This is a genomic window from Caballeronia hypogeia, assembly GCF_001544875.2.
GTDB classification, from domain to species: domain Bacteria; phylum Pseudomonadota; class Gammaproteobacteria; order Burkholderiales; family Burkholderiaceae; genus Caballeronia; species Caballeronia hypogeia.
Genome location: NZ_FCOA02000026.1, coordinates 77341 through 99527 on the forward strand (window position 1 = coordinate 77341; position 22187 = coordinate 99527).

General features: G+C 62.6%; 22 protein-coding genes and 1 pseudogene. 13 read left to right on the forward strand and 10 right to left on the reverse strand.

Features of this window, described 5'->3' with window-relative positions; genetic code table 11:
• The first annotated feature begins 42 nt into the window (after window positions 1-42).
• From AWB79_RS28850 to AWB79_RS28860, 3 genes are all read left to right on the forward strand, one after another.
• Window positions 43-981, forward strand: a complete 939-nt coding sequence (locus AWB79_RS28850) for a metallophosphoesterase (RefSeq protein ID WP_061170907.1) — start codon at window positions 43-45, stop codon at window positions 979-981.
• Between the two features lie 254 nt (window positions 982-1235).
• Window positions 1236-1838 carry a DUF1326 domain-containing protein gene (locus tag AWB79_RS28855; protein WP_061170871.1) on the forward strand — a complete coding sequence of 201 codons (603 nt, stop codon included), beginning with the start codon at window positions 1236-1238 and terminating at the stop codon, window positions 1836-1838.
• The gene (locus tag AWB79_RS28860) at window positions 1835-2632 is read left to right on the forward strand and encodes a DUF2182 domain-containing protein (RefSeq protein WP_061170872.1); all 798 of its coding nucleotides are present in this window, start codon (window positions 1835-1837) and stop codon (window positions 2630-2632) included. The genes AWB79_RS28855 and AWB79_RS28860 overlap by 4 nt, the downstream gene beginning before the upstream one ends.
• A gap of 41 nt (window positions 2633-2673) precedes the next feature.
• Here AWB79_RS28860 and AWB79_RS28865 read toward each other — a convergent pair whose 3' ends face one another.
• Window positions 2674-3750, reverse strand: coding sequence for a hypothetical protein (locus tag AWB79_RS28865; RefSeq protein WP_061170873.1), 1077 nt, complete (start codon window positions 3748-3750; stop codon window positions 2674-2676).
• A 269-nt stretch (window positions 3751-4019) separates the two neighbouring features.
• On the opposite strand from AWB79_RS28865, the gene AWB79_RS28870 reads away from it, so the two are divergent.
• Window positions 4020-5222: a helix-turn-helix transcriptional regulator gene (locus AWB79_RS28870; protein WP_061170874.1), complete on the forward strand. Its 1203-nt coding sequence runs from the start codon at window positions 4020-4022 to the stop codon at window positions 5220-5222.
• A gap of 223 nt (window positions 5223-5445) precedes the next feature.
• Here AWB79_RS28870 and AWB79_RS28875 read toward each other — a convergent pair.
• Window positions 5446-5670, reverse strand: a pseudogene (locus tag AWB79_RS28875) (pirin-like C-terminal cupin domain-containing protein); the annotation flags it as partial.
• Window positions 5671-5726: 56 nt separating this feature from the next.
• On the opposite strand from AWB79_RS28875, the gene AWB79_RS28880 reads away from it, so the two are divergent.
• The gene (locus AWB79_RS28880; RefSeq protein ID WP_061170876.1) at window positions 5727-6161 is read left to right on the forward strand and encodes an ATP-binding protein; all 435 of its coding nucleotides are present in this window, start codon (window positions 5727-5729) and stop codon (window positions 6159-6161) included.
• 45 nt (window positions 6162-6206) lie between these two features.
• Here the strand turns inward: AWB79_RS28880 and AWB79_RS28885 are convergent, their stop codons facing one another.
• Window positions 6207-7124, reverse strand: a complete 918-nt coding sequence (locus tag AWB79_RS28885) for a LysR family transcriptional regulator (RefSeq protein ID WP_061170877.1) — start codon at window positions 7122-7124, stop codon at window positions 6207-6209.
• Between the two features lie 93 nt (window positions 7125-7217).
• Here AWB79_RS28885 and AWB79_RS28890 point away from each other — a divergent pair, with 93 nt between their 5' ends.
• From AWB79_RS28890 to AWB79_RS28920, 7 genes are all read left to right on the forward strand, one after another.
• Window positions 7218-8063 carry a shikimate dehydrogenase family protein gene (locus AWB79_RS28890; protein WP_061170878.1) on the forward strand — a complete coding sequence of 282 codons (846 nt, stop codon included), beginning with the start codon at window positions 7218-7220 and terminating at the stop codon, window positions 8061-8063.
• Window positions 8060-8839 carry a sugar phosphate isomerase/epimerase family protein gene (locus AWB79_RS28895; RefSeq protein WP_061170879.1) on the forward strand — a complete coding sequence of 260 codons (780 nt, stop codon included), beginning with the start codon at window positions 8060-8062 and terminating at the stop codon, window positions 8837-8839. The genes AWB79_RS28890 and AWB79_RS28895 overlap by 4 nt, the downstream gene beginning before the upstream one ends.
• Window positions 8840-8896: 57 nt before the next feature.
• A complete protein-coding gene (locus AWB79_RS28900) occupies window positions 8897-10216 on the forward strand; it encodes an MFS transporter (protein ID WP_061170880.1) in 1320 nt (439 codons plus the stop codon).
• A gap of 179 nt (window positions 10217-10395) precedes the next feature.
• Window positions 10396-11535: a patatin-like phospholipase family protein gene (locus tag AWB79_RS28905; protein WP_061170881.1), complete on the forward strand. Its 1140-nt coding sequence runs from the start codon at window positions 10396-10398 to the stop codon at window positions 11533-11535.
• A 38-nt stretch (window positions 11536-11573) separates the two neighbouring features.
• Window positions 11574-13016 carry an ATP-binding protein gene (locus AWB79_RS28910; RefSeq protein WP_061170882.1) on the forward strand — a complete coding sequence of 481 codons (1443 nt, stop codon included), beginning with the start codon at window positions 11574-11576 and terminating at the stop codon, window positions 13014-13016.
• 89 nt (window positions 13017-13105) lie between these two features.
• Window positions 13106-14767, forward strand: a complete 1662-nt coding sequence (locus AWB79_RS28915; protein ID WP_061170883.1) for an FAD-dependent oxidoreductase — start codon at window positions 13106-13108, stop codon at window positions 14765-14767.
• Complete coding sequence (locus AWB79_RS28920) at window positions 14764-16167, forward strand: ATP-binding protein (protein ID WP_061170884.1); 1404 nt, start codon at window positions 14764-14766, stop codon at window positions 16165-16167. Before AWB79_RS28915 ends, AWB79_RS28920 begins: the two co-directional genes overlap by 4 nt.
• Window positions 16168-16584: 417 nt before the next feature.
• Here the strand turns inward: AWB79_RS28920 and AWB79_RS28930 are convergent, their stop codons facing one another.
• On the reverse strand, window positions 16585-16998 hold the full coding sequence (locus AWB79_RS28930; protein ID WP_061170908.1) for a DoxX family protein: 414 nt from the start codon (window positions 16996-16998) through the stop codon (window positions 16585-16587).
• Window positions 16999-17370: 372 nt separating this feature from the next.
• Between AWB79_RS28930 and AWB79_RS28935 the strand changes: the two genes are divergently transcribed.
• Entirely contained in the window at window positions 17371-17883 is a 513-nt protein-coding gene (locus AWB79_RS28935) for a flavin reductase family protein (RefSeq protein WP_061170886.1), read from the forward strand.
• A 78-nt stretch (window positions 17884-17961) separates the two neighbouring features.
• On the opposite strand, the gene AWB79_RS28940 is transcribed toward AWB79_RS28935, so the two are convergent.
• The 6 genes from AWB79_RS28940 to AWB79_RS28965 all read right to left on the reverse strand — a co-directional run bounded on the left by AWB79_RS28940 (window position 17962) and on the right by AWB79_RS28965 (window position 22184).
• Window positions 17962-18180 (reverse strand): hypothetical protein, encoded by a 219-nt coding sequence (locus AWB79_RS28940; RefSeq protein WP_061170909.1) that lies wholly within the window; start codon window positions 18178-18180, stop codon window positions 17962-17964.
• A gap of 367 nt (window positions 18181-18547) precedes the next feature.
• Window positions 18548-18790 carry a hypothetical protein gene (locus AWB79_RS28945; RefSeq protein ID WP_061170910.1) on the reverse strand — a complete coding sequence of 81 codons (243 nt, stop codon included), beginning with the start codon at window positions 18788-18790 and terminating at the stop codon, window positions 18548-18550.
• A 113-nt stretch (window positions 18791-18903) separates the two neighbouring features.
• A complete protein-coding gene (locus AWB79_RS28950; protein WP_232471057.1) occupies window positions 18904-19113 on the reverse strand; it encodes a hypothetical protein in 210 nt (69 codons plus the stop codon).
• A 38-nt stretch (window positions 19114-19151) separates the two neighbouring features.
• On the reverse strand, window positions 19152-20126 hold the full coding sequence (locus AWB79_RS28955) for a Gfo/Idh/MocA family protein (RefSeq protein WP_061170888.1): 975 nt from the start codon (window positions 20124-20126) through the stop codon (window positions 19152-19154).
• A 16-nt stretch (window positions 20127-20142) separates the two neighbouring features.
• Entirely contained in the window at window positions 20143-20994 is an 852-nt protein-coding gene (locus tag AWB79_RS28960; RefSeq protein ID WP_061170911.1) for a sugar phosphate isomerase/epimerase family protein, read from the reverse strand.
• Between the two features lie 20 nt (window positions 20995-21014).
• Window positions 21015-22184 carry a dihydrodipicolinate synthase family protein gene (locus AWB79_RS28965; RefSeq protein ID WP_061170889.1) on the reverse strand — a complete coding sequence of 390 codons (1170 nt, stop codon included), beginning with the start codon at window positions 22182-22184 and terminating at the stop codon, window positions 21015-21017.
• Between the last annotated feature and the right edge of the window lie 3 nt (window positions 22185-22187).

Here is a 22187-nt window from a genome sequence, read left to right on the forward strand (position 1 = left end):
ATGTATGCTCCGGGACCACTACTGTTCGAAGGTATGTCGCGGATGCACTTTGACATTGTCGGGGATGTTCATGGGCAGGCGCACAAGCTCCGGGCGCTGCTGAAGCGCATGGGTTATGCCGAGCGAAACGGGGCGATGCGGCATCCGGAACGGACCGTCATCTTCGTAGGTGACTTCGTCGATCGAGGTCCTCATCAGATGGAGACCATCGACATCGTGCGCTCCATGATGGACGCGGGCAGCGCGCTGGCGGTCATGGGCAACCATGAATTCAACGCGATCGCCTGGTATATGCGTGACCCTGCGCAAAGCGGCGAGTATCTTCGGCCGCGTCGGGGCGAAGTTGGGGAGAAGAATCGTCATCAACACGCGGCCTTTCTCGCCGAAGTGGAACACAGGCCGTGCCTGCACGCCGAAATCATCGACTGGTTCCTCTCTTTGCCGCTATGGCTGGAGCTTCCCGACTTGCGGGTGGTTCATGCATGCTGGCATCCGGAATTCATGGCTGCGCTGGAGCCACACCTGAAGCCCGGCCGGCTGCTCGATGAAGAGATGATGATCAAGGCGAGCCGGAGAGGTTCAAAAGAATACCGGCAGGTCGAGACGCTGTTGAAAGGCATCGAGGTGAAGCTTCCAGACGGCTGCTCGTTCAAGGACAAGTCGGGCATCACGCGACATGAGGCACGGACCCGCTGGTGGGATCCGTCCGCCACGACATATCGACAGGCGGCATTCGTTCCGCCCCACGACAAGGCGCAATTGCCCGATACGGAGATTCCGGGGAGCGCAAGGATAGGCTACAGCGGCGACAAGCCGGTTTTTCTGGGTCATTACTGGCTGACCGGCCGTCCTGAAGTGTTGTCGCCCACGGTCGCGTGTGTCGATTACAGCGCGGGGAAAGGCGGTCCTCTCGTCGCTTATCGTTGGAGCGGCGAGTCGATCCTGTCGTCCGCAAACTTCGAATCGTCCGGCGACGAATAATGTAGCTCGTAAGAATGGTTTTCAGGGCGGACCTTACGGCGATCTGTTTTTCGTCGGCTTCGTGACGGGCGCGATTCGAGAAATCACTCGCAAGTAGCGGCTCCGCATGCCAGGGAGCCAATGCCTGTATAGCCTAATTCATTCGCTCCGGACACGCACGCCCGGACGCGTTGATTCCTGTGCGCTTAACGCCTACAACAAAGGTGTCCGGCGATGTTTCTCCTGGCCGGATTCAACCCGCAGACGAGGCGCAAATGAGCTATCAACTGATGGGTAGCATCCTTGAAGTGTGCGAATGCAAGGTCCTGTGTCCATGCTGGATCGGAGAAGATCCCGACAACGGCATTTGCCGCAGCGCGATTGCCTACCATTACGAGCAAGGCGCGATCGACGGCGTCGATGTGGCGGGCGTGACGGTCGCGTTCGCCGCGTTCATTCCCGGCAACGTCCTGAAAGGCGGCTGGCGCGTCGCGATGTTCGTCGACGAGCGCGCGAGCGACGCGCAATTCGATGCGCTGGTGAGCGCGCATCGTGGCGAACGCGGCGGACCGCTCGCGGATATCGTGAAGCTGATCGGCGAGATGGTGTCGGTGGAACGCGCTGCGATCGAATATACGGTTGCAGCCGGCAAGGGCCGGATGAAGGTAGGCGAAACCATCGAGGCCGAACTGGAACCCTATCGCGGTCCGACCGGCGAGCCGACGAAACTGGTCGAGAGCATCTTCTCGACGATACCCGGATCGCCCGCCTTCGTGGGACGGGCGAACTCGTTCCGCCTGCGGCACGAAGCGCTCGATCTCGATCTCGACTTGACAGGCCATAACGCCATTCAGGGATCGTTCAGCTTCACGTCGTGAAGACGCCTCTGCGCTCGCGGCTTTTCGCGTCGCTCTTCGCCGCTTTGGCGGCGGGCGCGTGGATCGCACTGTGGTCTTGGGATGCGGGGCCGTATGCACGCTATCTGCATCACGCGAGCTGGACCGAGTTGCCGGGCATTGGGCCGATGTGTCGCGCGCTGCCCGGCGCGAGCATCACGCTCGCGGCCTCGCTGCACAGCGTCGCCTGGCTCCTGATGATCGCGGCGATGATGTTGCCGACCGCTTTCCCGCTGTTCGATACCTTCAGGCGGATGACGCTCTCGCGCACGAGCTGGCGCACGCTGACCGCGTTGCTGATTGCCGGTTACGCGACTGCGTGGGCGGCGTTCGGCCTCGTCGCGCACGGCTTCGATGCCGCGCTCCATTTGCTCGCGGAGCGATCCTCGACGTTGCTCGCGGATGGCTGGCTGATTGGCGCCGCGATCGTCGCGCTGGCGGGCGTCTATCAATTCAGCAGCCTCAAGCACCGCTGTCTCGACAAATGCCGCTCGCCGCTCATGTTCATCACCGAGCACTGGCATGGCCGTAGCCCGCGCCGCGAGAGCTTCCTGCTCGGCGTGAGTCACGGCGTTTTCTGCATCGGCTGTTGCTGGGCATTGATGTTGCTCATGTTCGCGGTGGGCACGGGAAGTGTCGGCTGGATGCTTGCGCTGGGTGCGATCATGGCGGCCGAGAAGAATCTGCGCTGGGGAAGGGTTATTGGCCGGCCGCTAGGCGTCGCGTTGCTTGCGTGGTCGGCCTGGATCGTCGTGCAGAATGCGCGCTTCGTGTGAGGCGCACGGCGCGGGAACGCCACCTCCCGAAAAAGCAGGCGTCACGATGGCTTTTGCTGCCGGCCTTTTCTGTTTCTTATCCCAACGCTCCAGGTCGCGCCGACCATGATGATGAAAAGCATCCCGCCGGCCGGGCTGATGAGTGATCGTTCGCCGCCGATTACGGTTATGTCGGTCGCTGCGAGGCCGATCAGGACCGCGTATGGAAGCACCGCCAGATCCAGAACCGCCACCGTGGGCAACTGCGCGTCCGATGCTTCGGCGAAGGCCGTTGTGATGAGAATGTTCGCGGCAAGTCCGAGCGCGCTGGCAATCATCAAATTTCCGATGAATGGCGTTTCCCATTGGAAGCGAGGCGTTTGTCCCATGATCAGGTAGGCCATGAGAGCGCAGAGCGGCATCGTGATAGCCATGACAAACGCGCTCTGAAACGAGATAGTGGTCGAGTCGAGCTTGTATTTCTCGTCGATTCTTTTGGACATGAGATTCTCGCCGGCGAAAGCCAAGCCGGCCAATGCTGGCGCCGCATATTCGAAGAACAGTTGTTCACTGTCGGCGATTTCGAGTCCGGCGACTCCCTGTTCGGATAGCTGATTCGCGACGGAGTACCCAATGGCGCCAGTCACGGATAGGGTGATAGGCCAGAACTGCCCCCTGTAATCCACTTTGCGGTTGATCAGAAACGGCGTAAGCAACAGCGTGAACAGGGGATGTAAAAGGAAGAACGAGTAACTAAAGGTCTGCGTCGGATTCTTCCACAGCGCAATCGACATGAACAATAAGCATAGCGATCCGAACGATCCTCGAATCCAGGTTTCGACCTTGATGTCCAGTAAAGATGAAAAACAGGCTTGCCGTTCTTTTTTCCACAGCCTGGTCAAAGGAATGTAGGCTGCGAAAGCTCCAAACAGAAGCGCGGCCCTGGCGAGAATGTATAGCTCCGGCGTGGCATACGCTCCCGCCGGCTTTACGGTCGACTCGACATACGTGAAGAGAGCGGATGCGATCGCCGCCGCGCCATAAACCTTTGCGCTCGAAAAGGAGCGATACAAACGCGACTGCGTCCTCACGAACCATGACTTTCGGTGGTCTGAACCTGAAGGCAGTTTCACGCTCATGACAGTTCGCGCACCGGTTAGCGAACATTAAGGCATCCTCGACTCCGTGGTTTCAACTCAAACAGCAATCGATGGGCGTGAATACTGCCAATTGGGAGATTCGACTTCTTCAGCATTGCTTCAATCGTTTCACTTCGCGCTAAAAGACCGACCGTCCGGGAATTTGCGCCTCGTCACGCGCTACGAGAAAGTAGGGACGCGTTCCACGGCACATTACAAATTGCTAGACTCCTCCTGTCGGAAGCGTAAGGACCGATCGTGGAGGCTGTATGCACCAGGAAGATGCGATACATCGCGCCATCCGAGGCATCTACGAAGCAGCGCTGGCGCCCGAGACCTGGCCAAGCGCCATCGATGCCGTAGTCAAGGCTGGCGGAGCACATAAGGCGCTGCTGCTTGCATCGGGCCGGCTTGGTTTTACGCTAACCAGCGGTTTCGACGTCGAGGACGACGTGGTTCGCATTCGGCGGGAGCTTCATGACAGACCCCCGCGATGGGTAGAGGCCATTCCTGTGGGAACGTCGATGCTGCAAACATCGGCGGTAAGCGATGCAGATTTCAAGAAATGCGAACTTTATAACGAGGCGGTGCGTCCGGCCGGAGGGTTCTACGGTCTCGTTTCGTCAGTACTGTGCAACGCCGATTTCAAAGCAATGCTGATACTGGCTCGAAATGTAGGGGCCGCTGACTTCACAGCCGATAACGTAAGAACGGCGGATATCATCGGTCCGCACATCGCCACCGCAATCAAAGTCTGGCAACGCATTGCGAATTCAGAAGGGAAGGCGTCGGGCAGTCTCGAAGCGCTCTCGAAGTTGAGTATCGGCGTGATTTTTCTCGATGAGGCGATGTGTCCGGTTCTGGCAAACCCTTGCGCTGAAGCGCTGGCCGGGGCACAAGACGGCTTGATACTCAACGCGCGTCAAGTGTCGGCGCAAAGATCCGACGATGCAGACGCGCTCGCCAACGCCATCGCATCGGCTACGCGGTTCGGCATATTCAGGCGGTCAATGCCGGATTTCACCGTCGAATCCATGTCGGCGTGGACCTCGCTGATCCGCCGGAAGCCGCCACGCTGCCCGCTCGTTGTGAGAGTCTTTCCGCTGGCGGTGGCGGACTCTCATCGTATCGACGTTCCCAGCGCCCGCACGCTCGTGTTTGTGATGGAACCCGATCGTCCTTCCGGAATAGATGAATCTTCTGTTCGCGCCGTCTTCGGACTGACCCGCAGAGAAGCGGCGCTTGCAATCGTGCTCGCACGAGGTGCGGACCTGCGACAGGATGCGACCGAGATGAATATCGGGATCGGAACGGTTCGAAGTTATGTGAAGCGAATACTCGCGAAGACGGACACGCACCGTCAGGCTGAACTCGTTTCCGTACTGTTGCGGGCAAGCCTTCATTCGGTTGACGGACTGACTTCCACGAGTAATCAGATCGAGGCGACTGTCGGCTTGAGGCACCGCTTCTGATGCAATTGAAGAGGGTTGAGAGCACGCCGCGTCATTTTCCAGAGATGATCCTATTCGCGCGCCGTCTATGCGAACGCAGCCGGGATCGCCAACTTCAAACTTGCGCTTCGAACCAGGCATATCAGGAGATGTCGCGCTCGAAGCGATTCCGGCGAAAATCAGACCAGGATCGAAAGCGAGCCGCGTAGAGATGTCATTATCTTTTCGCGACTCGCGCTCGTCGCTACGCCATAGTATGTTGCTCCGCCGCGGCCATCCCTCCAAAACGCCCGCTGTTGAAATCCTCCACGGCTTCGCGAATCTCTTCGGCCGTGTTCATGACGAACGGGCCATATGCCGCAACGGGTTCGTCAATGGGCTCTCCACTCAACACCAGGACGATGGCGTCGCCGATCGCATCTAGCCGGACGTCGGTATCCTCCTGCGAAAGCAGAACCAGTTGCGCCTCACCAGGACGTGAGCGTAGCCTCCCTCGTCCGCAGCGCGGTCGAGCAATCTCTCCCATTGATCGAGGCGCTCAGGCAGGAACTGGCGCTGGACCTCCCCGATGACCCGCTCACCGTGCTGGGCGACGGCAGCCGGCTGATCCAGGTATTGACCAACCTGCTCAACAATGCCGCGAAATATACCCAGCAAGGCGGTCGCATCGCGCTTACGGCGGGCGTGCGCGACGGGCAGGTAGCGATCAGCGTCGCCGACAACGGCATCGGCGTGGACGCGATCATGATCCGCACCGCGCTGCCCGGTCTGGATGGCCACACGCTCGCAAGGCAACTGCATGCGGTGCATCCACACGAGCGCACGCTATACATCGCGGTGAGCGACGCATGTCAGTCGCATGACAAGATCGTCGCGCGTGGCGTCGGCTTCGATCATCATGTCGAGAGGGCTGTTGCGATGGCCACCCTGAGCAGGATCCTGCATGCCGTGCCGACGTGAGAGCGCGAAGGCGTGCTCCTGGCCCGTGTGTCGTTCCCCCGGAATCTAGTATTTCCACAGCGCAAACTCGCCCTGCGCCAGCTCCTGTTTCAGAAACTCGATACACACGCGCACTTTCGCCGATTGCGCCGCACGTGCCGCGGACATCGCCCATACGTCGGCGGGCTGTTCCCACGCTGGCAGCACTCGTTCGAGCGTACCGGCCGCGAGCGCTTCCGCGACGTACCAGTGACCGACCATCACGATGCCATGTCCATCGCGCGCCCATCGGAGAACGACGTCGCTGTGATTCGATGCAAGCGTCCCGGTCACCTTGACCGTGCCCCAGCCCGAAGGTCCCAGAAGACGCCACACGCCGAAAGGCTCGTCCCGCTCGCGGAACACGAGACATTCGTGTTGCGCGAGTTCCTCGACGCTCTTCGGCCGCCCGCGCGCATCGAGATAAACGGGCGACGCACACAGCACGCGCGGACTGGCGGCAATGTGATGCGCGATCAGCCCCGGCTCCTGCGCCGCGCCCACGCGAATATCCAGATCGAATCCTTCCTCCACCAGGTTCACCCGGCGATCGACCAGCTCCAGCCAGATTTCCAGTTCCGGGAAGCGCTTTTTCATGAGCGAGACGATCGGCGCGATGTGGCTGCGCCCGAGCCGCAGACTCGCGCTGATGCGTAGCGAGCCTCTGGGACTTTCCCGAAGGTCCGACAGATCGTCGCGCATCGAATCGACGTCCTGCAGGATCGCCCGCGCCCAGCGATTCACCGTCTCGCCGTCCGTGGTCAGCGAGACCCGGCGCGTCGTCCGGTGCAGCAGCTTCACGCCGAGGGTCTTTTCCAGCAAGGCGATGCGCTTGCTCACGTGCGTCTGCGAGTTGCCGAAAGCCTGTGCCGCCGCGACGAAGCTCAGGCGTCGCGCGACCTCGCAGAACAGGCGGAGATCGCCCACGAGAGGATCATTAAGCATGATATGGTGATAATGACGTGCCGAATTGACGAATAATAAACCGATTCGTCGATAGTAAGCTCCGGCCATGCTTTGATAACCCCGGAGACAAGCATGATCGACGGAAGCACCCGGCTCATCGCCCACATCGGTTTTCCGACGCACGCGTTCAAGTCGCCGATGATTTACAACCCGTATTTCGAGCACGAAGGCATCAACGCCGTGGTCGTGCCGATGGGTTGTCGCACCGAGCATTACGCTCAATTCCTCAAAAGCGTGTTCGCGCTCGACAATATCCAGGGCGCGCTCGTCACGATGCCGCACAAGGTCACGACCGCCGGCCTGCTCGACGACGTGTCGCCGGCGGTGAAGATCGCGGGTTCGTGCAATGCCGTGCGTCGCGCGGAGGATGGACGGCTCATCGGCGACATGTTCGACGGCGAAGGCTTCGTACGCGGCGTGCGCCGCAAGGGCTGCACGCTGGAAGGCGCGCGCGTGCTCGTCGTCGGCTGTGGGGGCGTCGGCTCGGCGATCGCGGCGTCGCTGGCCAAAGCGGGCGTCGCGTGGCTTGCACTCTCCGATGCCCGCGACGAGGCCGCGCGCGGTTTGGGCGAACGTCTGCGCGCGCACTATCCGCGGCTCGAAGTGACGACCGGCTCCAACGATCCCCAAGGCTACGACCTCGTCGTCAATGCGACGCCCATGGGCATGAACGACGGCGATCCGCTACCGGTCGACGTGACACGCATCGCACCGGAAACCTTCGTCGGCGAAGTCGTCATGAAGACGGAAATGACCGCCTTTCTTCGAGCCGTTCAGGCGCGCGGATGCCGCTTTCAGGTCGGCTCCGACATGCTGTTCGAACAGATTCCCGCCTACCTCGAATTCTTCGGCTTGCCGGGCACGACACCGGAAGTGCTGCGTTCGCTCGCGAAGCTGAGCTACGGAGAAGCACGATGAAAACACCGAAGTTCGGCTGGTGCGGCCTGTTGGAGAACGCATCGACGATGAAAGACTCAGGGCTCGATTACATCGAGGCCCAACTGGTTCCAATGAAGCTGGAAGACGATGCCGCCTTCGCGCATGCGAAAACGCTCGTTGCGGATCTGCCGCTGCCCGCGCTCGCGTTCAGCTATCTGTTTCCGCACGACGCGCGCATTGTCGGCCCGGAGAAGGATGAGCGGCGCAATCGCGCTTATTTCGATCGCGTGGTCGAGTTGATGACGATGGCGCGCGCGCGCATCGTCGTGCTCGGCAGCGGATGGACGCGCAACCTCCCCGATGGCTGGTCACGGCGTCAGGCCGAAGACGAATTCCTGACGACGCTTTCCTGGTGCGCCGACGTATTGCGCGGCTCGGGCGCCACGCTCGTCATCGAGCCGCTGAACCGCAAGGAATCGAATCTCGTGAACAGCGTGGGCGATGGCGCGCGGCTCGCGAAGCTGCTCGGTCGCGATGAAGTGCGCGGGCTCGCGGACTTCTATCACATGGACGAAGAGAACGAGTCGCTCGACGAGCTGCGCGAACACGGCGAGTGGCTCGCGCATATCCATCTCGCGGACACGGGACGGCTGAATCCGGGCACCGGCCTGTACGACTATCCGACGTTCTTCGGCAACCTGAAAGCGTGCGGGTACAGCGGGCTCCTGAGCGCCGAATGTGGCTTCAACGGCGAACCGCTCGCGTCGATGCGAGCAAGCGCCGCGTTCATGCGACGCGCATGGCGCGACGCCTGACATCTTCATGTAACGGGCCGATACAGGCCCGCATACCTCGAACGGAGGAGACACATCATGCAAGCTGATTCACTCGGCAATGCCGCCGCCGATCGCGCGGCCGACAAGGCGACGCGTCGCCTGATTCCCTTTCTTTTGCTCATGTACGTGCTTGCGTTTCTCGACCGCGCCAACGTCGGCTTCGCGAAGCAGGCGCTGCATGATGTCGTTGGCATATCGGACGCGGCGTTCGCGTTCGGTGCGAGCATTTTCTTCATTGCCTATGTGCTGCTCGAAGTGCCGAGCAATCTCGCGTTGCACAAGGTCGGCGCGCGTATCTGGATGTGCCGCATCATGGTGACGTGGGGACTCGTATCCGCAGCGACGATGTTCGTGCGGGGGCCGACGAGTTTCCAGGTGCTGCGCTTCGTGCTGGGCGCGTGCGAGGCGGGTTTCTTTCCCGGGGTGATTCTCTATCTGACGTACTGGTTCCCGGATGCGCGCCGCGCAAAGGCGATGGGCCTGTTCTACTTCGGCGCGCCGCTCGCGTTCATGTTCGGTGCGCCGTTGTCAGGCTATCTGTTGCGCTTCGACGGCATGCTCGGCCTGCACGGCTACCAGTGGATGTTCCTGCTCGAAGGCCTCGCGGCGACGGCGGTGGGCGTATGGGCGTACTTCTATCTCGACGACAAGCCTGCCGATGCAACGTGGCTCGATACCGGCGAAAAGCGGGCGCTCAGCGCCACGCTGGAGGCCGAAGACGCGGCGAAGGTCTCGCACGGCCCGCATGGCTTCGGGGCGACGCTCGCGAATCGCACGGTGCTGTATTTCGGCTTCGTGTTCTTCCTGATCCAGATGGGCGTGTCCGTCGTCGTGTTCTATCTGCCGACGTTCATCGGCAAGCTGCTCGGGACTGGACCGAATGCTCTGGTCGGCTTTGTCGTGGCGATTCCGTGGGCGTGTGCGCTCATCGCGACCTACGCCGTCCCGAAAGCCGCCGGACGTGCGGGACGTCTGACGCTCTTCGGCTGCTCGAGCCTTGCCGTCGCCGCTGTCGCCATGTTCGCGTCGGCGGGCGGATCGCCGCTCGTCTCCGTGATTGCGCTGTGTCTTGCAGTGGCGGGACTCTGGGCCGTGCAGCCGATTTTCTGGACGATGCTCACGAACTGCCTGGGCGGCATGGCAGCGGTCTCGGGCGTCGCGATGGTCAACACGATCGGCAACATCGGCAATTTCGTGTCGCCGAACGTCAAGACATGGGCCGACGCGAGCTTCGGCTCGAACGTCGCGGGACTGATCTTGCTGAGCGGTATCGTTCTGCTTGGATCTCTGTTGTTCGTCGGTGCGCGGCGTTCAGTTCGGCCATCGCGTCTCGCGAAGAGCGGCGCCGCCGTCTGAATTCGCCGGAGCGTCGCGTGCCGCACGCGCGGACGATCCACCGTCGCGCCGAGTCGCGGTCTTTGCGGCGATTCTCGCCGCGCGCTCGTCGCAGTCCTATACTCCTGACCATGGCCTCCACCCGCGCCAAGACGCTCCCCGCGGAGGCCAACCCGGCGCAATCCCGAGGGAGGCGATCGATGACAACGAACTGTCCGCAGGGCATCGCGTTGCCAGGACAAGTCGTCCTCGTTTTTCAGGGCGGAGGCGCACTGGGTGCGTATCAGCTCGGTGTCTACCAGGCAATACATGAACTGGGCATCCAGGTGGACTGGGTGATCGGCACATCCATTGGAGCGATCAACGCGGCGTTGATCGCCGGTAATCCGCCAGAGCGCCGATTTAAGCGCATGGCGGAATTCTGGAACCTGATCACCGGCCGGGCCCGGTTCGACCTGCTCGCTGCATGGCCCGGCGTGGACCGAGCGCTCGCGAGAGGGATGATCATCGGTGGCGGCATCGCAGGATTCTTCGAGCCGAATCCGGCGTCCTGGTTCGGGCCGTTCGCCCCTCTCGGCGTGGATCGTGCGTCTCACTACCGGATCGAGCCGTTGCGCAAGACACTGGCTTCGTTTGTCGACTTCGACCTGTTGAATGCCGGTCCCACGCGTCTGACCGTCGGCGCGGTGAACGCCCGTTCCGGCGCGATGCGCTACTTCGATTCGCGTGACGAGCGTCTGAGTGTCGAGCACGTCATGAGTTCGGGCGCGCTGCCGCCGGCGTTCCCCGCGATACGGATCGATGGCGAGCCATACTGGGACGGCGGCATCTATTCCAACACGCCGATCGAAGTCGTGCTGGATGACAAGCCGCGCAAGAGTTCGGTCATCTTCTCCGTCCATTTGTGGAATCCGGCCGGCCCCGAACCGCAAAACCTGTGGCAGATTTCGGAGCGGCAAAAGGACATTCAGTACGCCAGCCGCACCGACAGCCATATCGCGCGGCAGCAACAGATTCACCGCCTCCGCCATGTCGTGCGCGAACTCGTGAAGCGCCTTCCGGAATCCGAGCGCAACACGCCCGAGGTTCAGGAACTCGCGGCCTGGGGATGCCAGACCACCATGCGCCTGATCAAGCTCGCGGCCCCTCGCCTCGATGGCGACGATCCGTTGAAAGACATCGACTTCACCCCGGCCGGCGTTGCCGCCCACCAGCGCGCCGGCTATGAAGGAGCGATGCGCGCCATTGCCGCGCATCCGTGGGACACGCCGCTGGATCCCATAGAAGGGCTGGCGGTTTCCAGCGCCGACGACGACCTGGTCCGCGAAGGCCAGACCTGAGACGCCGATCTCCCTTCTCGACGACGAGGGAGCAAATCATGATCGAGCTCGACAAACTCGCCAGAGTGCGCATATTCAACGACCTTCCGCAGGATCGTCTCGAATGGCTGCGCGATCGCATGACGGAGTCTTCCGTTTCCGCAGGCGACGTGCTCATGCGCGAGGGCGAGATGGCCACCCGCCTGACGATTCTCCTCGAAGGAGAACTGAACGCGACGCGCAGCGCCGAGGGCCGCCACACCGTCGAGCGTTACTTTGTCCCCGAGGCGTTCGGCACGCCCTGCCTGATCGCATCGATACCCTATCCGGTAACGCTCACGGCCATGAGTGCGGGCCGAATCGCCCACCTGCCGGAAGCGGCGTTTCACGAGCTGTTCGTTTCATGCGGACCTTTCAGCCGTGCCGTGGCGCGCGTGATGACCGACTGGCTCACCGCGCTGGAAACCGCCGCACTCAATCGGAGCCGCCTTGCTGCACTGGGAAAGCTCGCGGCGGGGCTCGCCCATGAGATGAACAATCCGGCATCGGCGTTGACGCGCGCGCTCGATTACGTGCGTCAGGATCTCGCCGGTCTCGAAGCATCGGCGTTGGCGCTCGGCCAGCATGCGGTGCCGAAAGAAACGATCGATCGACTCGCCGCCGTTGCAGCGGGCGAGGCATCGATCGAGCGTGCGCGCACGGCGAATCCGCTGCGGCAAAGCGAGCGCGAGTCGCGGCTCGCGGAGTGGCTCGCCGCGCGGCGCGTCATGAAGCCGTGGCGCGTCGCGCCGGTGCTCGCCGCGCACGGCGTCGAGCCCGACGTGCTCGCACGGTTCGCCGGCGAGCTGAGCCCGGAGCAACTCGACGCGTCCATCGGCTGGATCGCCCGCATGCTCGACCTTCGCTCGGTCCTCGACGATGCGATGCAGGGCGCGCAGCGCATCTCGGACATCGTTGCGGCGATGAAATCCTATTCGTTCATGGATCAGGGCCCGCAGCAGGAAATCGATCTTCACGACGGCATCGACAACACGCTGATGGTGATGATGCACGAGACGAAGCGCGGCATCGCGGTGATCCGCGAGTACGACCGCAGCGTGCCGCGCATACAGGCGTACGGAAGCGAGCTCAATCAGGTGTGGACGCGGATCATCGAGAACGCGATCGAGGCGATGAACGGGCACGGCGACATCGTGATCCGCACGAGTCGCGACGGCGACGATGCCGTGGTCGAGATCGCCGACAGCGGTCCCGGCATTCCGCCCGATGCGGCGCAGCATCTGTTCGAGCCGTTCTATACGTCGAAGTACACGCTTCACACGCAAGGTCCGAGTCTGGGGCTCGGCCTGCATATCGCGTACCGTATCGTGGTGAACCGGCATGGAGGGACGATCGGCGTGCGGTCGGGGGCCGGGGGAACGGTTTTCCGCGTCACGCTCCCGCTTGCCGGCGCGCACGACGAGGCGCAGGTGAACGCGCGACTCGCCGGCCCGGTCCTGTAATGCCGAAAGGTTCGCGAAACCCCGCTCGCGCAGCGCCTACAATGTCTGCAATGAACGCCGCGCGAGCCGGCATCGGCACTTGAATCGTCATGGACAAACCCGTGATCCTCGCCGTGGACGACGACCCCATCGTGGCCGGCGCGGTCGCGCGCGATCTGCAGATCGCTTACGGCGAGCACTATCAGATCGTGCGCATGGAGTCGGGGCCGGCGGCGCTGGAGGCGGCGCAGCAACTGCGCCTGCAGAATCGTTCGGTCGCGCTTTTCATCGCGGATCAACGCATGCCGAGGATGAGCGGCATCGAGTTCCTCGAGCAAGCCATCGAACTGTTTCCCGAAGCCAAGCGCGTGCTGCTGACGGCCTACGCCGACACCGACGCCGCCATTCGCGCGATCAACAAGGTGCATCTGGATCAGTATCTGCTCAAGCCCTGGCATCCGCCGGAGCAGAACTTCTATCCGGCGCTCGACGATTTGCTCGCCGACTGGCATGCGTCCTTCCGTACGGGGTTCCAGGGCATCCGGATTCTCGATCACCGCTGGTCGCCGCACGGACACCAGTTGCGCGATTTCATGGCGCGCAACCACATTCCGTTTCGCTGGCTGGACGTCGAGCGGCACACCGAGTCCGATCCTCTGTTGAACGCGCTGAGCACGGGTCAGCATCAGTTGCCCGTCGTCGTGTTCGAAGACGGCACGGTGCAGAGCAGGCCGACGATCGCGCAGATCGCCGAAAAAGTCGGACTGCACACGCGCTCGACGACGCCGTTCTACGACCTCGTCATCGTGGGCGGCGGGCCGGCCGGACTGGCCGCGGCCGTGTATGGGGCATCGGAAGGGCTGCATGTCGCGATCATCGAGTGCGCTGCGCCCGGGGGGCAGGCGGGCACGAGCTCGCATATCGACAACTATCTCGGCTTTCCGTCGGGCGTGAGCGGCGCGGATCTGTCACGGCGGGCGCTCGCGCAGGCGCGGCGGTTCGGTGCGGAGATGATCCTCACGCAGCACGCCGTGGGGTTGCGAATCGAGCCGCCGTACAAGTTCGTCAAGCTTTCCGATGGCTCCGAGGTCAGTTGTCTCGCGTTGATGGTCGCGAGCGGCGTGTCCTATCGCAAGCTCGAAGCGCGCGGCGTGCACGAACTCACGGGCGCCGGCGTCTACTACGGCGCGGCCCTGGTGGAGGCGGTCGCGTGCTCGAACCAGGATATCTATATCGTGGGCGGCGCGAATTCGGCGGGGCAGGGTGCGATGTTTCTCTCGAAGTACGCGCGCTCGGTCACGATTCTTTGCCGCGGATCTTCGCTGAGCGTGGGGATGTCGCATTACCTCGTCGAGCAGATCCACGAGACTGCGAACATTCATGTGCGCCCTCATACCGAAGTCGAGAGCGTGAGCGGCGAAGGCCACCTCGCGGAAATCACACTGCACGACATGCAGACCGGGCGTTCGGAAACCGTTCCGGCCAGCGGCCTGTTCGTGTTCATCGGCGCGGCGCCGTGCACGGAATGGCTGCGCGGCGTGGTCGAGCGCGACGAGCATGGGTTCCTGCTGACGGGCCGCGCGCTGGTTCGGGGCGGGCGGGCGCCGGCGGATTGGCAGCCCGGACGCGACCCGTTCCTGCTCGAAACGAGCGTTCCCGGCATCTTCGCGGCGGGCGACGTGCGCGCCGATTCGGTCAAGCGCGTTGCCGCAGCGGTCGGCGAAGGCTCGATCGCGGTGCACTTCATTCATCAATACCTCGCGAATCCATGAGCGATCCGTCGAAGCTCTTCGATATGCCGCTCTTCGCGGGCCTGTCCGCGGAGCGCAGGCAATGGGTCCGCGAGAACCTGAGCGAGCATCGCCTGAAGAAGGGCGAAATCCTGATGCACGAAGGGCAGACCGTGACGCATCAGTTCGTGCTCCTCGAAGGCGAGCTGCTGACGGAAAAACGCGTGGCGGGCCGCCAGGTGATCGACGATACGCGCAGCGCGCCCGTTTCGGTCGCGGAGGCATCGCTGCTCGCGGGCATGCCGCTGCCGCTCACGTTCAGCGCGAACACGGACTGCTATCTGATCTCGTTGGCCGAGAGCACCGTGCGCACGCTCATGAACGAGTGCGAGGCGTTTGGCAAGCAGATCTTTCGTTCGATGTACGGCCGCATCAGCGCCTACGACACGTTCATTCTCAGCGGCGAGAAACTGGCCGCGCTGGGACGGCTGTCGGCCGGCCTCGCGCATGAACTGAACAACCCGGCGGCGGCCGTCGCGCGCGCGGCGGACGGCATGCGCGACGCGCTCGACAGCCTGCATCGCGCGACGCGCGCGCTGGTGCTTTGCGCGATGCCCGTCGACGTGATGGAGACGCTCGATACATGGGCGCGCCGCGCCCCGCCCGCCATCGACGCCACGCCTGCCGGCTCGCTGCGTCGGAGTGAAGCGGAAGACCGCTTCGCGCAGTGGCTGTCCACGCACGGTATCGACAAACCCTGGCTGATGGCGCCGCGGCTCGTGGCTGCCGGCTTCGCGCCGGAAGAATTCGAGCCCTTGACGGCCCGTGTGAGCCGCGAGCAATTCAGCGCGGGCATCCGCTGGCTGGCCGCGACATTCGAGATGCGCTTTCTGTCGGAACAGACGTGGCTCGGCGCCGAGCGCATCTCGGAGATCGTCAAGGCGATGAAGTCGTACTCCTACATGGACCAGGCGCCGTTGCAGGAAGTGGACATCCATGGCGGCATCGAGGATACGCTGACCATCATGCAGCATCGGCTGAAGCACGGCGTCGTCGTCACGCGGGACTACGATCGCGCGTTGCCGCCCGTGCCGGTCTATGGCAGCGAACTCAATCAGGTGTGGACCAATCTGATCGACAACGCCATCGACGCGATGGATGAGCGCGGCGAGCTCACGATTCGCTCGCATCGCGAAGGCAACTGCGCGGTGATCGAAATCACGGACACCGGGCATGGCATTCCCGCGGATGTCCTGCCGCGCCTTTTCGAGCCGTTCTTCACGACCAAGCCGCCCGGCAAGGGTAACGGTCTCGGGCTGCATATCGCTTACCGGACAGTGGTGCATCGGCACGAGGGGAGACTCGGCGTCGTGGCGACCGAAGTCGGAACGACGTTTCAGGTGCGCCTTCCACTCGTGCATCGGCACGCGCCCGGCGGTTAGCTCCTTCCAGTGCGACAATTCGCGCGTCGCGATGAAGTGCTGAGGAACTACTCTGTCTCTATCGGCCGCGAGCGATACGCGGATCACGGGAGACGAAGATGCTGAGTCCACATGAGATCGCAGCGCTGATGCTGCTCGATGCAAACCCCTTCCAAAGCGAACTCGATCTTTGCGATCTGAACGCCTTATGCGAGCGACAGCTTGTTCGACTGGAAAAGCTGACGTCCGGGATCGAACATCGACGCCTGACGGAGCAAGGGCGCGCAGTACTGCAATCGGTCGGGAAGCTGCACTAGGTCGGATCGCCGCAACGTCGACTGTCGTCGAGATGGACGAGGTCGGCTTTCCAATGGGCGGGCATATAGGTATCCCGACGCCACGGCGCGGGTCGATGAGACAGGATCGCGTCGCGCCGCCCTATCTTCGATCGATTGAATACTTCCCCGGGCCCGTGACGAACAGCAAAAGCAGTCCGCCCATGATGCTGATGTTCTTGTAGAAGTTGATCGTGTTCGCGTACCGCTCCATGCCTTGCATTGTCCAGAAGTGGTGACCGATCAAGGCCGTGCCGAGCGTATAGAGCGCAAGGAGCAGCGCAAGCGGGCGTGTGAAGAAGCCAAGCACGATCGCAATGCCAACCACGAATTCCATCACGACCGCAATGAAGGCGGAGATCGTTGGAACCGGTGCACCGGTCGACGCCATGTAGGCGACCGTGCCCGAAAATCCAATGAGCTTTTTCCAGCCGAAGAGAATAAAGAGGCCCATCAGCAATACACGGGCGACGAGGATGAGCGAGTCGTTCCGTTGTTCGAAAGTCAGATATCGCATGGCAAGCTCCTTATCTTGATGAGCGCCAAACATGCGCTGGTCAACAGTGCCGGCTGATGTGAAGCCTATCCACATTCTTCGAGCGCGCGACATTCGAATAAACCCGTGCGCTTGCGGATGCCAAACGGACCGGCCGGGTCGTCGCAGTCTAGCGCTTCCTTATCGGGCAATACGGAGAATTAATGATTGACGCTCTCTCGCCGAGAGGCAGAAGCTCTCGGAAATTTCTGCGACATGCCTTCCGGTTCGCTAACGTTCACGAGCGGTTCGGTGTACAACGGCCTCGCACCGTTCGTGCTCGTTGCGCGCCGAAGGCTCGGCCGGGATGCGTCGCGGTGGAATCGCAGAACCTGGAATTCAACGGGAAGCGCTATGGCTGACAGCATGGCAGACCTCTTCCGGCGTCTAACTGCAGGCGTCTATGTGATCGGCGTCGCCCATGGCGGCCTCCGGAATGCATTCACGGCAAGTTCGGTAATGCTGGTTTCCTTTCGCCCGCTCATGGTCGCGCTTGGCATCAACCCGACTCACGCGTCTTATCCGATTCTCAATAGCGGCCGGGTGTTCGCGATAAACGTGTTGCGCGCAGAACATCTGGCGCTGGCCAGGCACTTCGGAACACAGTCGGGCCGCTCGGTCGACAAACTGTCCTCGGTAGCCTGGCGAGCAGGCCGGAGCGGAGCGCCGTTGCTGCTCGACGCGCTAGCTTATTTTGACTGTCAGGTGGATAGCGAAATCGAGGCTGGAGATCATCGTCTCGTCGTGGGTCGAGTCGTCGACGGAGCGGTGCTTTGTCCGGATGCCGAGCAGTTGATCTATGCGGCGACCGGTGACCTGGATCGGAGCGCCGATCTCTACGCGAAGGATTTCAACTCTTGGAAGTAAGCGGCACGTGGAGCAAGTGCGGCTCGCGACTGTGGGCAACGTCGACGCCGTCTCGAGGCTAAAGGAAGAGCCTGAATTTCAGTGCTCGTGCCCGTCGCACCATTGAATCGCCCATCTCTGAGCCGCTTCGACGGCATCCGCGTCGCTTCGATAGTCGCCGATATCGCCCGACCACTTGACCTCGGAGGCATTCATATCCCCCTGAGCGCGCCGGAAGATTTTTGCGCGTGCGTAGTAATGGCCACCCTCCTCAAGACAGAATGCTTCAATTTGGAACTGCCGGTAGTCGAAATTCATGATCGTCTCCAGATCATCGTCGGCATAGCCGAGATACGAAGTACACCCTCGTCCATGGTCGAGTTCGTCGGCGCGTTGGCCGGCGAGGCATCCGTCGTTGGTGTGAATTGATTGACAAAGGACCATTCAGGCGGTGTGAACGAACCGCTGATCGAGAAGTTCCGTGTGGCGGGCAGGAGTGGCCGCGTTGTGTGAGCGGTCAGCGCCAGGGGCTATCCGCCGAGGTGATCGACGGCGCAGTCCAGGGTCGCGCCGCCGGTACGGTTGCCTGCATGATCGCGCGGCTAACGAACGGTACGCACTTCGTCCGCGAGTTCACCTTTTCGCCGGCGGGTATCCAGCGCACACTTCGGCGCTGGCTTGTTTGCTATTCCCGCTCGCTGTCATTGTCTCGCTGAAACGGAGCAGCGGGCAGTGGCCGCTCGTCGACATATGCGATCCCGGAACGGATAGCGAACTGTACGGCTGCGGTTCGACTGGCGAACGTGCCCAGGTTGATCAGCGAGTTGACTTCTCCCTCTTTCTTCCGAACAATCACGCGGGCGACGAAAGCATTTCCCACCCGCACCGCGGAGGGGTGCACGGCAGCACCGTGGTGGTAGAAGAGCATGGCGATATCGAATTGCGTCTCGAACACCTAGACTTTAGTCGGACAGCGATGGGTCGCAAGGCCTTTTACCATTTTCACTTAACTGCTTGATAAAGCATTCCGACCGGGCAGTTTCAGGTATCGCTGCGCGCCTTCGCCGCTCTGATGGCTTCGTCGAAGCTCGCAGCGGTAGCCACATGCCGATGCCTCACGCTGACAAGCCATCCCTGTTCCGAGAGACACCATCGAATGTCGCGGGCATCGAGCAATGCCGAGAACCATCGCCAGAGTGACGCATCTTCCGCATTGGCGAGCGCCGCCGCGTGCGCGCGATTTGCACGCATTGTCCGGTTGTCCATTGAGCAAAAAGTAAGATTGCCGTTCAGGCGAAAGAAAGAATCCGGTCGATGACCGCCTGATTGGCGAGCGAGCTTTCAAGCGCAAACGCGATTTCCGTATCCTCGCCCAGGAGCTTCGAGCAGAAGTTCTCCACCATCGACCGATATTGATCGGTGTCGTCGAACGTGACCGTTTCGACTTCGCCCGTGCTGTCGGTTCTCGTACGCACGCGCGCGCAGTCGTAGACGCCGGGATTGAACGGCGCATCGAGCGCGATCCAGCCGCGGGTGCCGTGAAAGACCATCGATTGCCGGCGCGCACGCTGCGTGCCGCAGTAGAAATGCAGTGAGAATGCGTCGAATCGCACATCGCAGACGGCGAGCTTGTCCGTGCCGTAGCGAGGATCTATCGTCACCGCGGCGCGCACGTCGAGCGGCTCCGCGCCGGTGGCGATACGCGTGGTGACGACCGGATACACGCCGATATCGCGCACGCCGCCGCCGCCCAGGTCACGGTTGTTCTTCAGGGCGTCGGGATCGTCGTTGAAATAGGTGAAGCTCCCTTCCACGTGTTCCAGCTTGCCGATGACGCCAGCGGCGAGACGTTCGCGAACATATCGCCACTGCGGATGATGCGCGACCATGAACGCCTCGACGCACAGCAGACCGGTTGCGTCGCGCAGTGCGATGAGCTCGCGCACCTGCACGGCGTTCATCGCGATCGGCTTTTCGCACAGCACGTGCTTGCCCGCTTCGAGCGCCTTCCTGCACCAGTCGAAATGGCTCGCGGTGGGCAGCGGGATGTACACGGCGTCCACGTCATCGCTGTGCAGCAGCGCGTCGTAGCTCGCGCACGTCGCGGGAATATCGTGCTTCGCGGCGAACGCTTGCGCGCGCACGCCATCGCGTGCGGCGACGTGCGTCACGCGTCCATTGCGCGAGCGTTGAATCGCGGGCACGACGAACTTGTCCGCGATATTCGCCGCGCCGAGCACGCCCCATCTGATCATTTCCGGCATTCGATTCGCTCCTGTATCAGCACACGGCCTGTAGCCGATGCGCGCACGTTCCCAGAATCTCGACGGCTTCGCGCCGCCACCAGTTCGCTTGCGAGAAGATCTCGACTTCCACGAGCCCGTCGTAACCCGCATCCTCGACGCAGCGGCGCAGCGCGCGCAGATCGATCACGCCGTCGCCCATCATGCCGCGGTCGAGCAGCATGTCGCGCGTATCACGCAGCCAGTCGCACACGTGGAACGCCAGCAGCCGTCCCGCGCGGCCCGCCGCCGCGACCGAATCGGCGAGCGCCGGGTCCCACCAGCAGTGATAGGCGTCGACGGCAATGCCGAGAAAGCCCGAGCTTCCGGGATCGATCGCCTCGCACAGGTGCAATGCCTGCGCGACCGTATTGATCACCGAGCGGTCCGCCGCGTACATCGGATGCAGCGGTTCGAGCGCGAGCGGCACGCGCAACTCGCGCGCGGTGTCGAGCAGGGCGCCGATGCCGTCCGAGACTTGCGCGCGAGCGCCTTCGATATCGCGCGATCCATCGGGCATGCCGCCCACGACCATCACGAAACACCGCGCGCCGAGCGTGGCCGCGTCGTGCAGCGCGGCTTTGTTATCGGCGATATTGCGGGCGAATTGCTCGCGCGTCGCGGCGGGCAGATAGGTGGACCGGCAGTAGCCGGTGACGGTGAGACCACGCGCCTCGATCCGTCGCGCGATGGCGCTCACGTCCTCGCCTTCCAGATCGCGACGCCACGGCGCAATGCCGCCGAAGCCGGCGTCCGCCACGCGATCGATCACGCGGCCAATCGGTTCGCGATGACCGAGCGTCGCCGTATTGATCGAGCACAGGTCGAGCCGTTGATGTAGATCGCGCATGATGTGCTGTTCTCGCGTGTTCATGCATCGAGACCGAGCGGTGCGAGCACGCGCCCCATGCGTTCGATTGCAAGCGACGGATCGCGCAACAGGCGCGCCTGATCCGCGAAGCGGAACACGTCCGCGAGATAGGCGGGCGGCCGCACGCCATGATGGCCGCCGAGCATGAAGAAGTGGTCCTGGAAGCCGTTCAGGTAGGCGAGGAACACGACGCCTGTCTTGTAGTACTGCGTCGGCGCGCGAAAGATATGGCGCGAGAGCGGCACGGTCGGCGCGAGCAGCGCGTGATAAGTCTCAACGTCGCCGCTGGCCAGCGCCGCGAGCGCTTGCGAGGCCGCTGGCGCTATCGCATCGAAAATGCCGAGCAGCGCGTGCGAATAGCCGTGTTCATCGCCGGCGATCAGACCGGGATAGTTGAAGTCGTCGCCCGTGTACATCTTCACCGAGGGCGGCAGACTCCGGCGAAACGCGATTTCCTTCGCATCGTCTAGCAGCGAGATCTTGATGCCGTCCACCTTGTCCACGCTCTCGCCGATGACATCGAGGCAGACGCCCGCCGCGTCCGGATATTCATCCGCGCCCCAATAGCCTCGAAGTTCCGGATCGAACATCTCGCCGAGCCAGTGAAGGATCACCGGCTGATCGCACATCGCGAGCACCTCGCGATAGACGCGGCGGTAATCATCGGGCGTGCGCGCGACTTTCGCGAGCGCGCGGCTCGCCATCAGGATCACGCGGCCGCCCACGCGCTGCACGGCTTCGAGTTGCTGTGCGTAAGCGCGGATGACTTCATCGCACGTGGAGATGTCCTGGGGCGCGACATGATCGGTTCCGCATCCCGAAGCGATTCGCGCGCCGGGAATGTCACGCGTGCCTTCCATGGTGCGCGTGATCAGTTCGAGCGCGCTCGGCCAGGGCAGGCCCATGCCGCGCTGCGCGGTGTCCATCGCTTCGGCGATGCCCAATCCCTGCTGCAACAGGTAACGCCGATATTCGAGCGTGCGCGTCCAGTCGATGGCGGGCGCGCCGTTCAGCTCGCCCGCACGCAGTGGATCGGCGACGACATGCGCCGCCGAATAGGCGATGCGGCTGAAGGGCGCGACAGGCGTGCGCACATCGAGCGGCACGCCTTGCACGCGATACGTTTCCAGTGCGCCGCAAGCGGTAGGGAGTTTGATGGTCGATTTCATGTC

What these genes read in the sequence shown, in the direction of transcription:
- AWB79_RS28850 (WP_061170907.1), top strand. Translation starts at nt 43, where the DNA reads ATGCACTTTGACATTGTCGGGGATGTTCATGGGCAGGCGCACAAGCTC.
- AWB79_RS28855 (WP_061170871.1), top strand. Translation starts at nt 1,236, where the DNA reads ATGAGCTATCAACTGATGGGTAGCATCCTTGAAGTGTGCGAATGCAAG.
- AWB79_RS28865 (WP_061170873.1), bottom strand. Translation starts at nt 3,750, where the DNA reads ATGAGCGTGAAACTGCCTTCAGGTTCAGACCACCGAAAGTCATGGTTC.
- AWB79_RS28870 (WP_061170874.1), top strand. Translation starts at nt 4,020, where the DNA reads ATGCACCAGGAAGATGCGATACATCGCGCCATCCGAGGCATCTACGAA.
- AWB79_RS28885 (WP_061170877.1), bottom strand. Translation starts at nt 7,124, where the DNA reads ATGCTTAATGATCCTCTCGTGGGCGATCTCCGCCTGTTCTGCGAGGTC.
- AWB79_RS28890 (WP_061170878.1), top strand. Translation starts at nt 7,218, where the DNA reads ATGATCGACGGAAGCACCCGGCTCATCGCCCACATCGGTTTTCCGACG.
- AWB79_RS28895 (WP_061170879.1), top strand. Translation starts at nt 8,060, where the DNA reads ATGAAAACACCGAAGTTCGGCTGGTGCGGCCTGTTGGAGAACGCATCG.
- AWB79_RS28900 (WP_061170880.1), top strand. Translation starts at nt 8,897, where the DNA reads ATGCAAGCTGATTCACTCGGCAATGCCGCCGCCGATCGCGCGGCCGAC.
- AWB79_RS28905 (WP_061170881.1), top strand. Translation starts at nt 10,396, where the DNA reads ATGACAACGAACTGTCCGCAGGGCATCGCGTTGCCAGGACAAGTCGTC.
- AWB79_RS28910 (WP_061170882.1), top strand. Translation starts at nt 11,574, where the DNA reads ATGATCGAGCTCGACAAACTCGCCAGAGTGCGCATATTCAACGACCTT.
- AWB79_RS28915 (WP_061170883.1), top strand. Translation starts at nt 13,106, where the DNA reads ATGGACAAACCCGTGATCCTCGCCGTGGACGACGACCCCATCGTGGCC.
- AWB79_RS28920 (WP_061170884.1), top strand. Translation starts at nt 14,764, where the DNA reads ATGAGCGATCCGTCGAAGCTCTTCGATATGCCGCTCTTCGCGGGCCTG.
- AWB79_RS28930 (WP_061170908.1), bottom strand. Translation starts at nt 16,998, where the DNA reads ATGCGATATCTGACTTTCGAACAACGGAACGACTCGCTCATCCTCGTC.
- AWB79_RS28935 (WP_061170886.1), top strand. Translation starts at nt 17,371, where the DNA reads ATGGCTGACAGCATGGCAGACCTCTTCCGGCGTCTAACTGCAGGCGTC.
- AWB79_RS28940 (WP_061170909.1), bottom strand. Translation starts at nt 18,180, where the DNA reads ATGAATTTCGACTACCGGCAGTTCCAAATTGAAGCATTCTGTCTTGAG.
- AWB79_RS28945 (WP_061170910.1), bottom strand. Translation starts at nt 18,790, where the DNA reads ATGCTCTTCTACCACCACGGTGCTGCCGTGCACCCCTCCGCGGTGCGG.
- AWB79_RS28950 (WP_232471057.1), bottom strand. Translation starts at nt 19,113, where the DNA reads ATGCGTGCAAATCGCGCGCACGCGGCGGCGCTCGCCAATGCGGAAGAT.
- AWB79_RS28955 (WP_061170888.1), bottom strand. Translation starts at nt 20,126, where the DNA reads ATGCCGGAAATGATCAGATGGGGCGTGCTCGGCGCGGCGAATATCGCG.
- AWB79_RS28960 (WP_061170911.1), bottom strand. Translation starts at nt 20,994, where the DNA reads ATGCGCGATCTACATCAACGGCTCGACCTGTGCTCGATCAATACGGCG.
- AWB79_RS28965 (WP_061170889.1), bottom strand. Translation starts at nt 22,184, where the DNA reads ATGAAATCGACCATCAAACTCCCTACCGCTTGCGGCGCACTGGAAACG.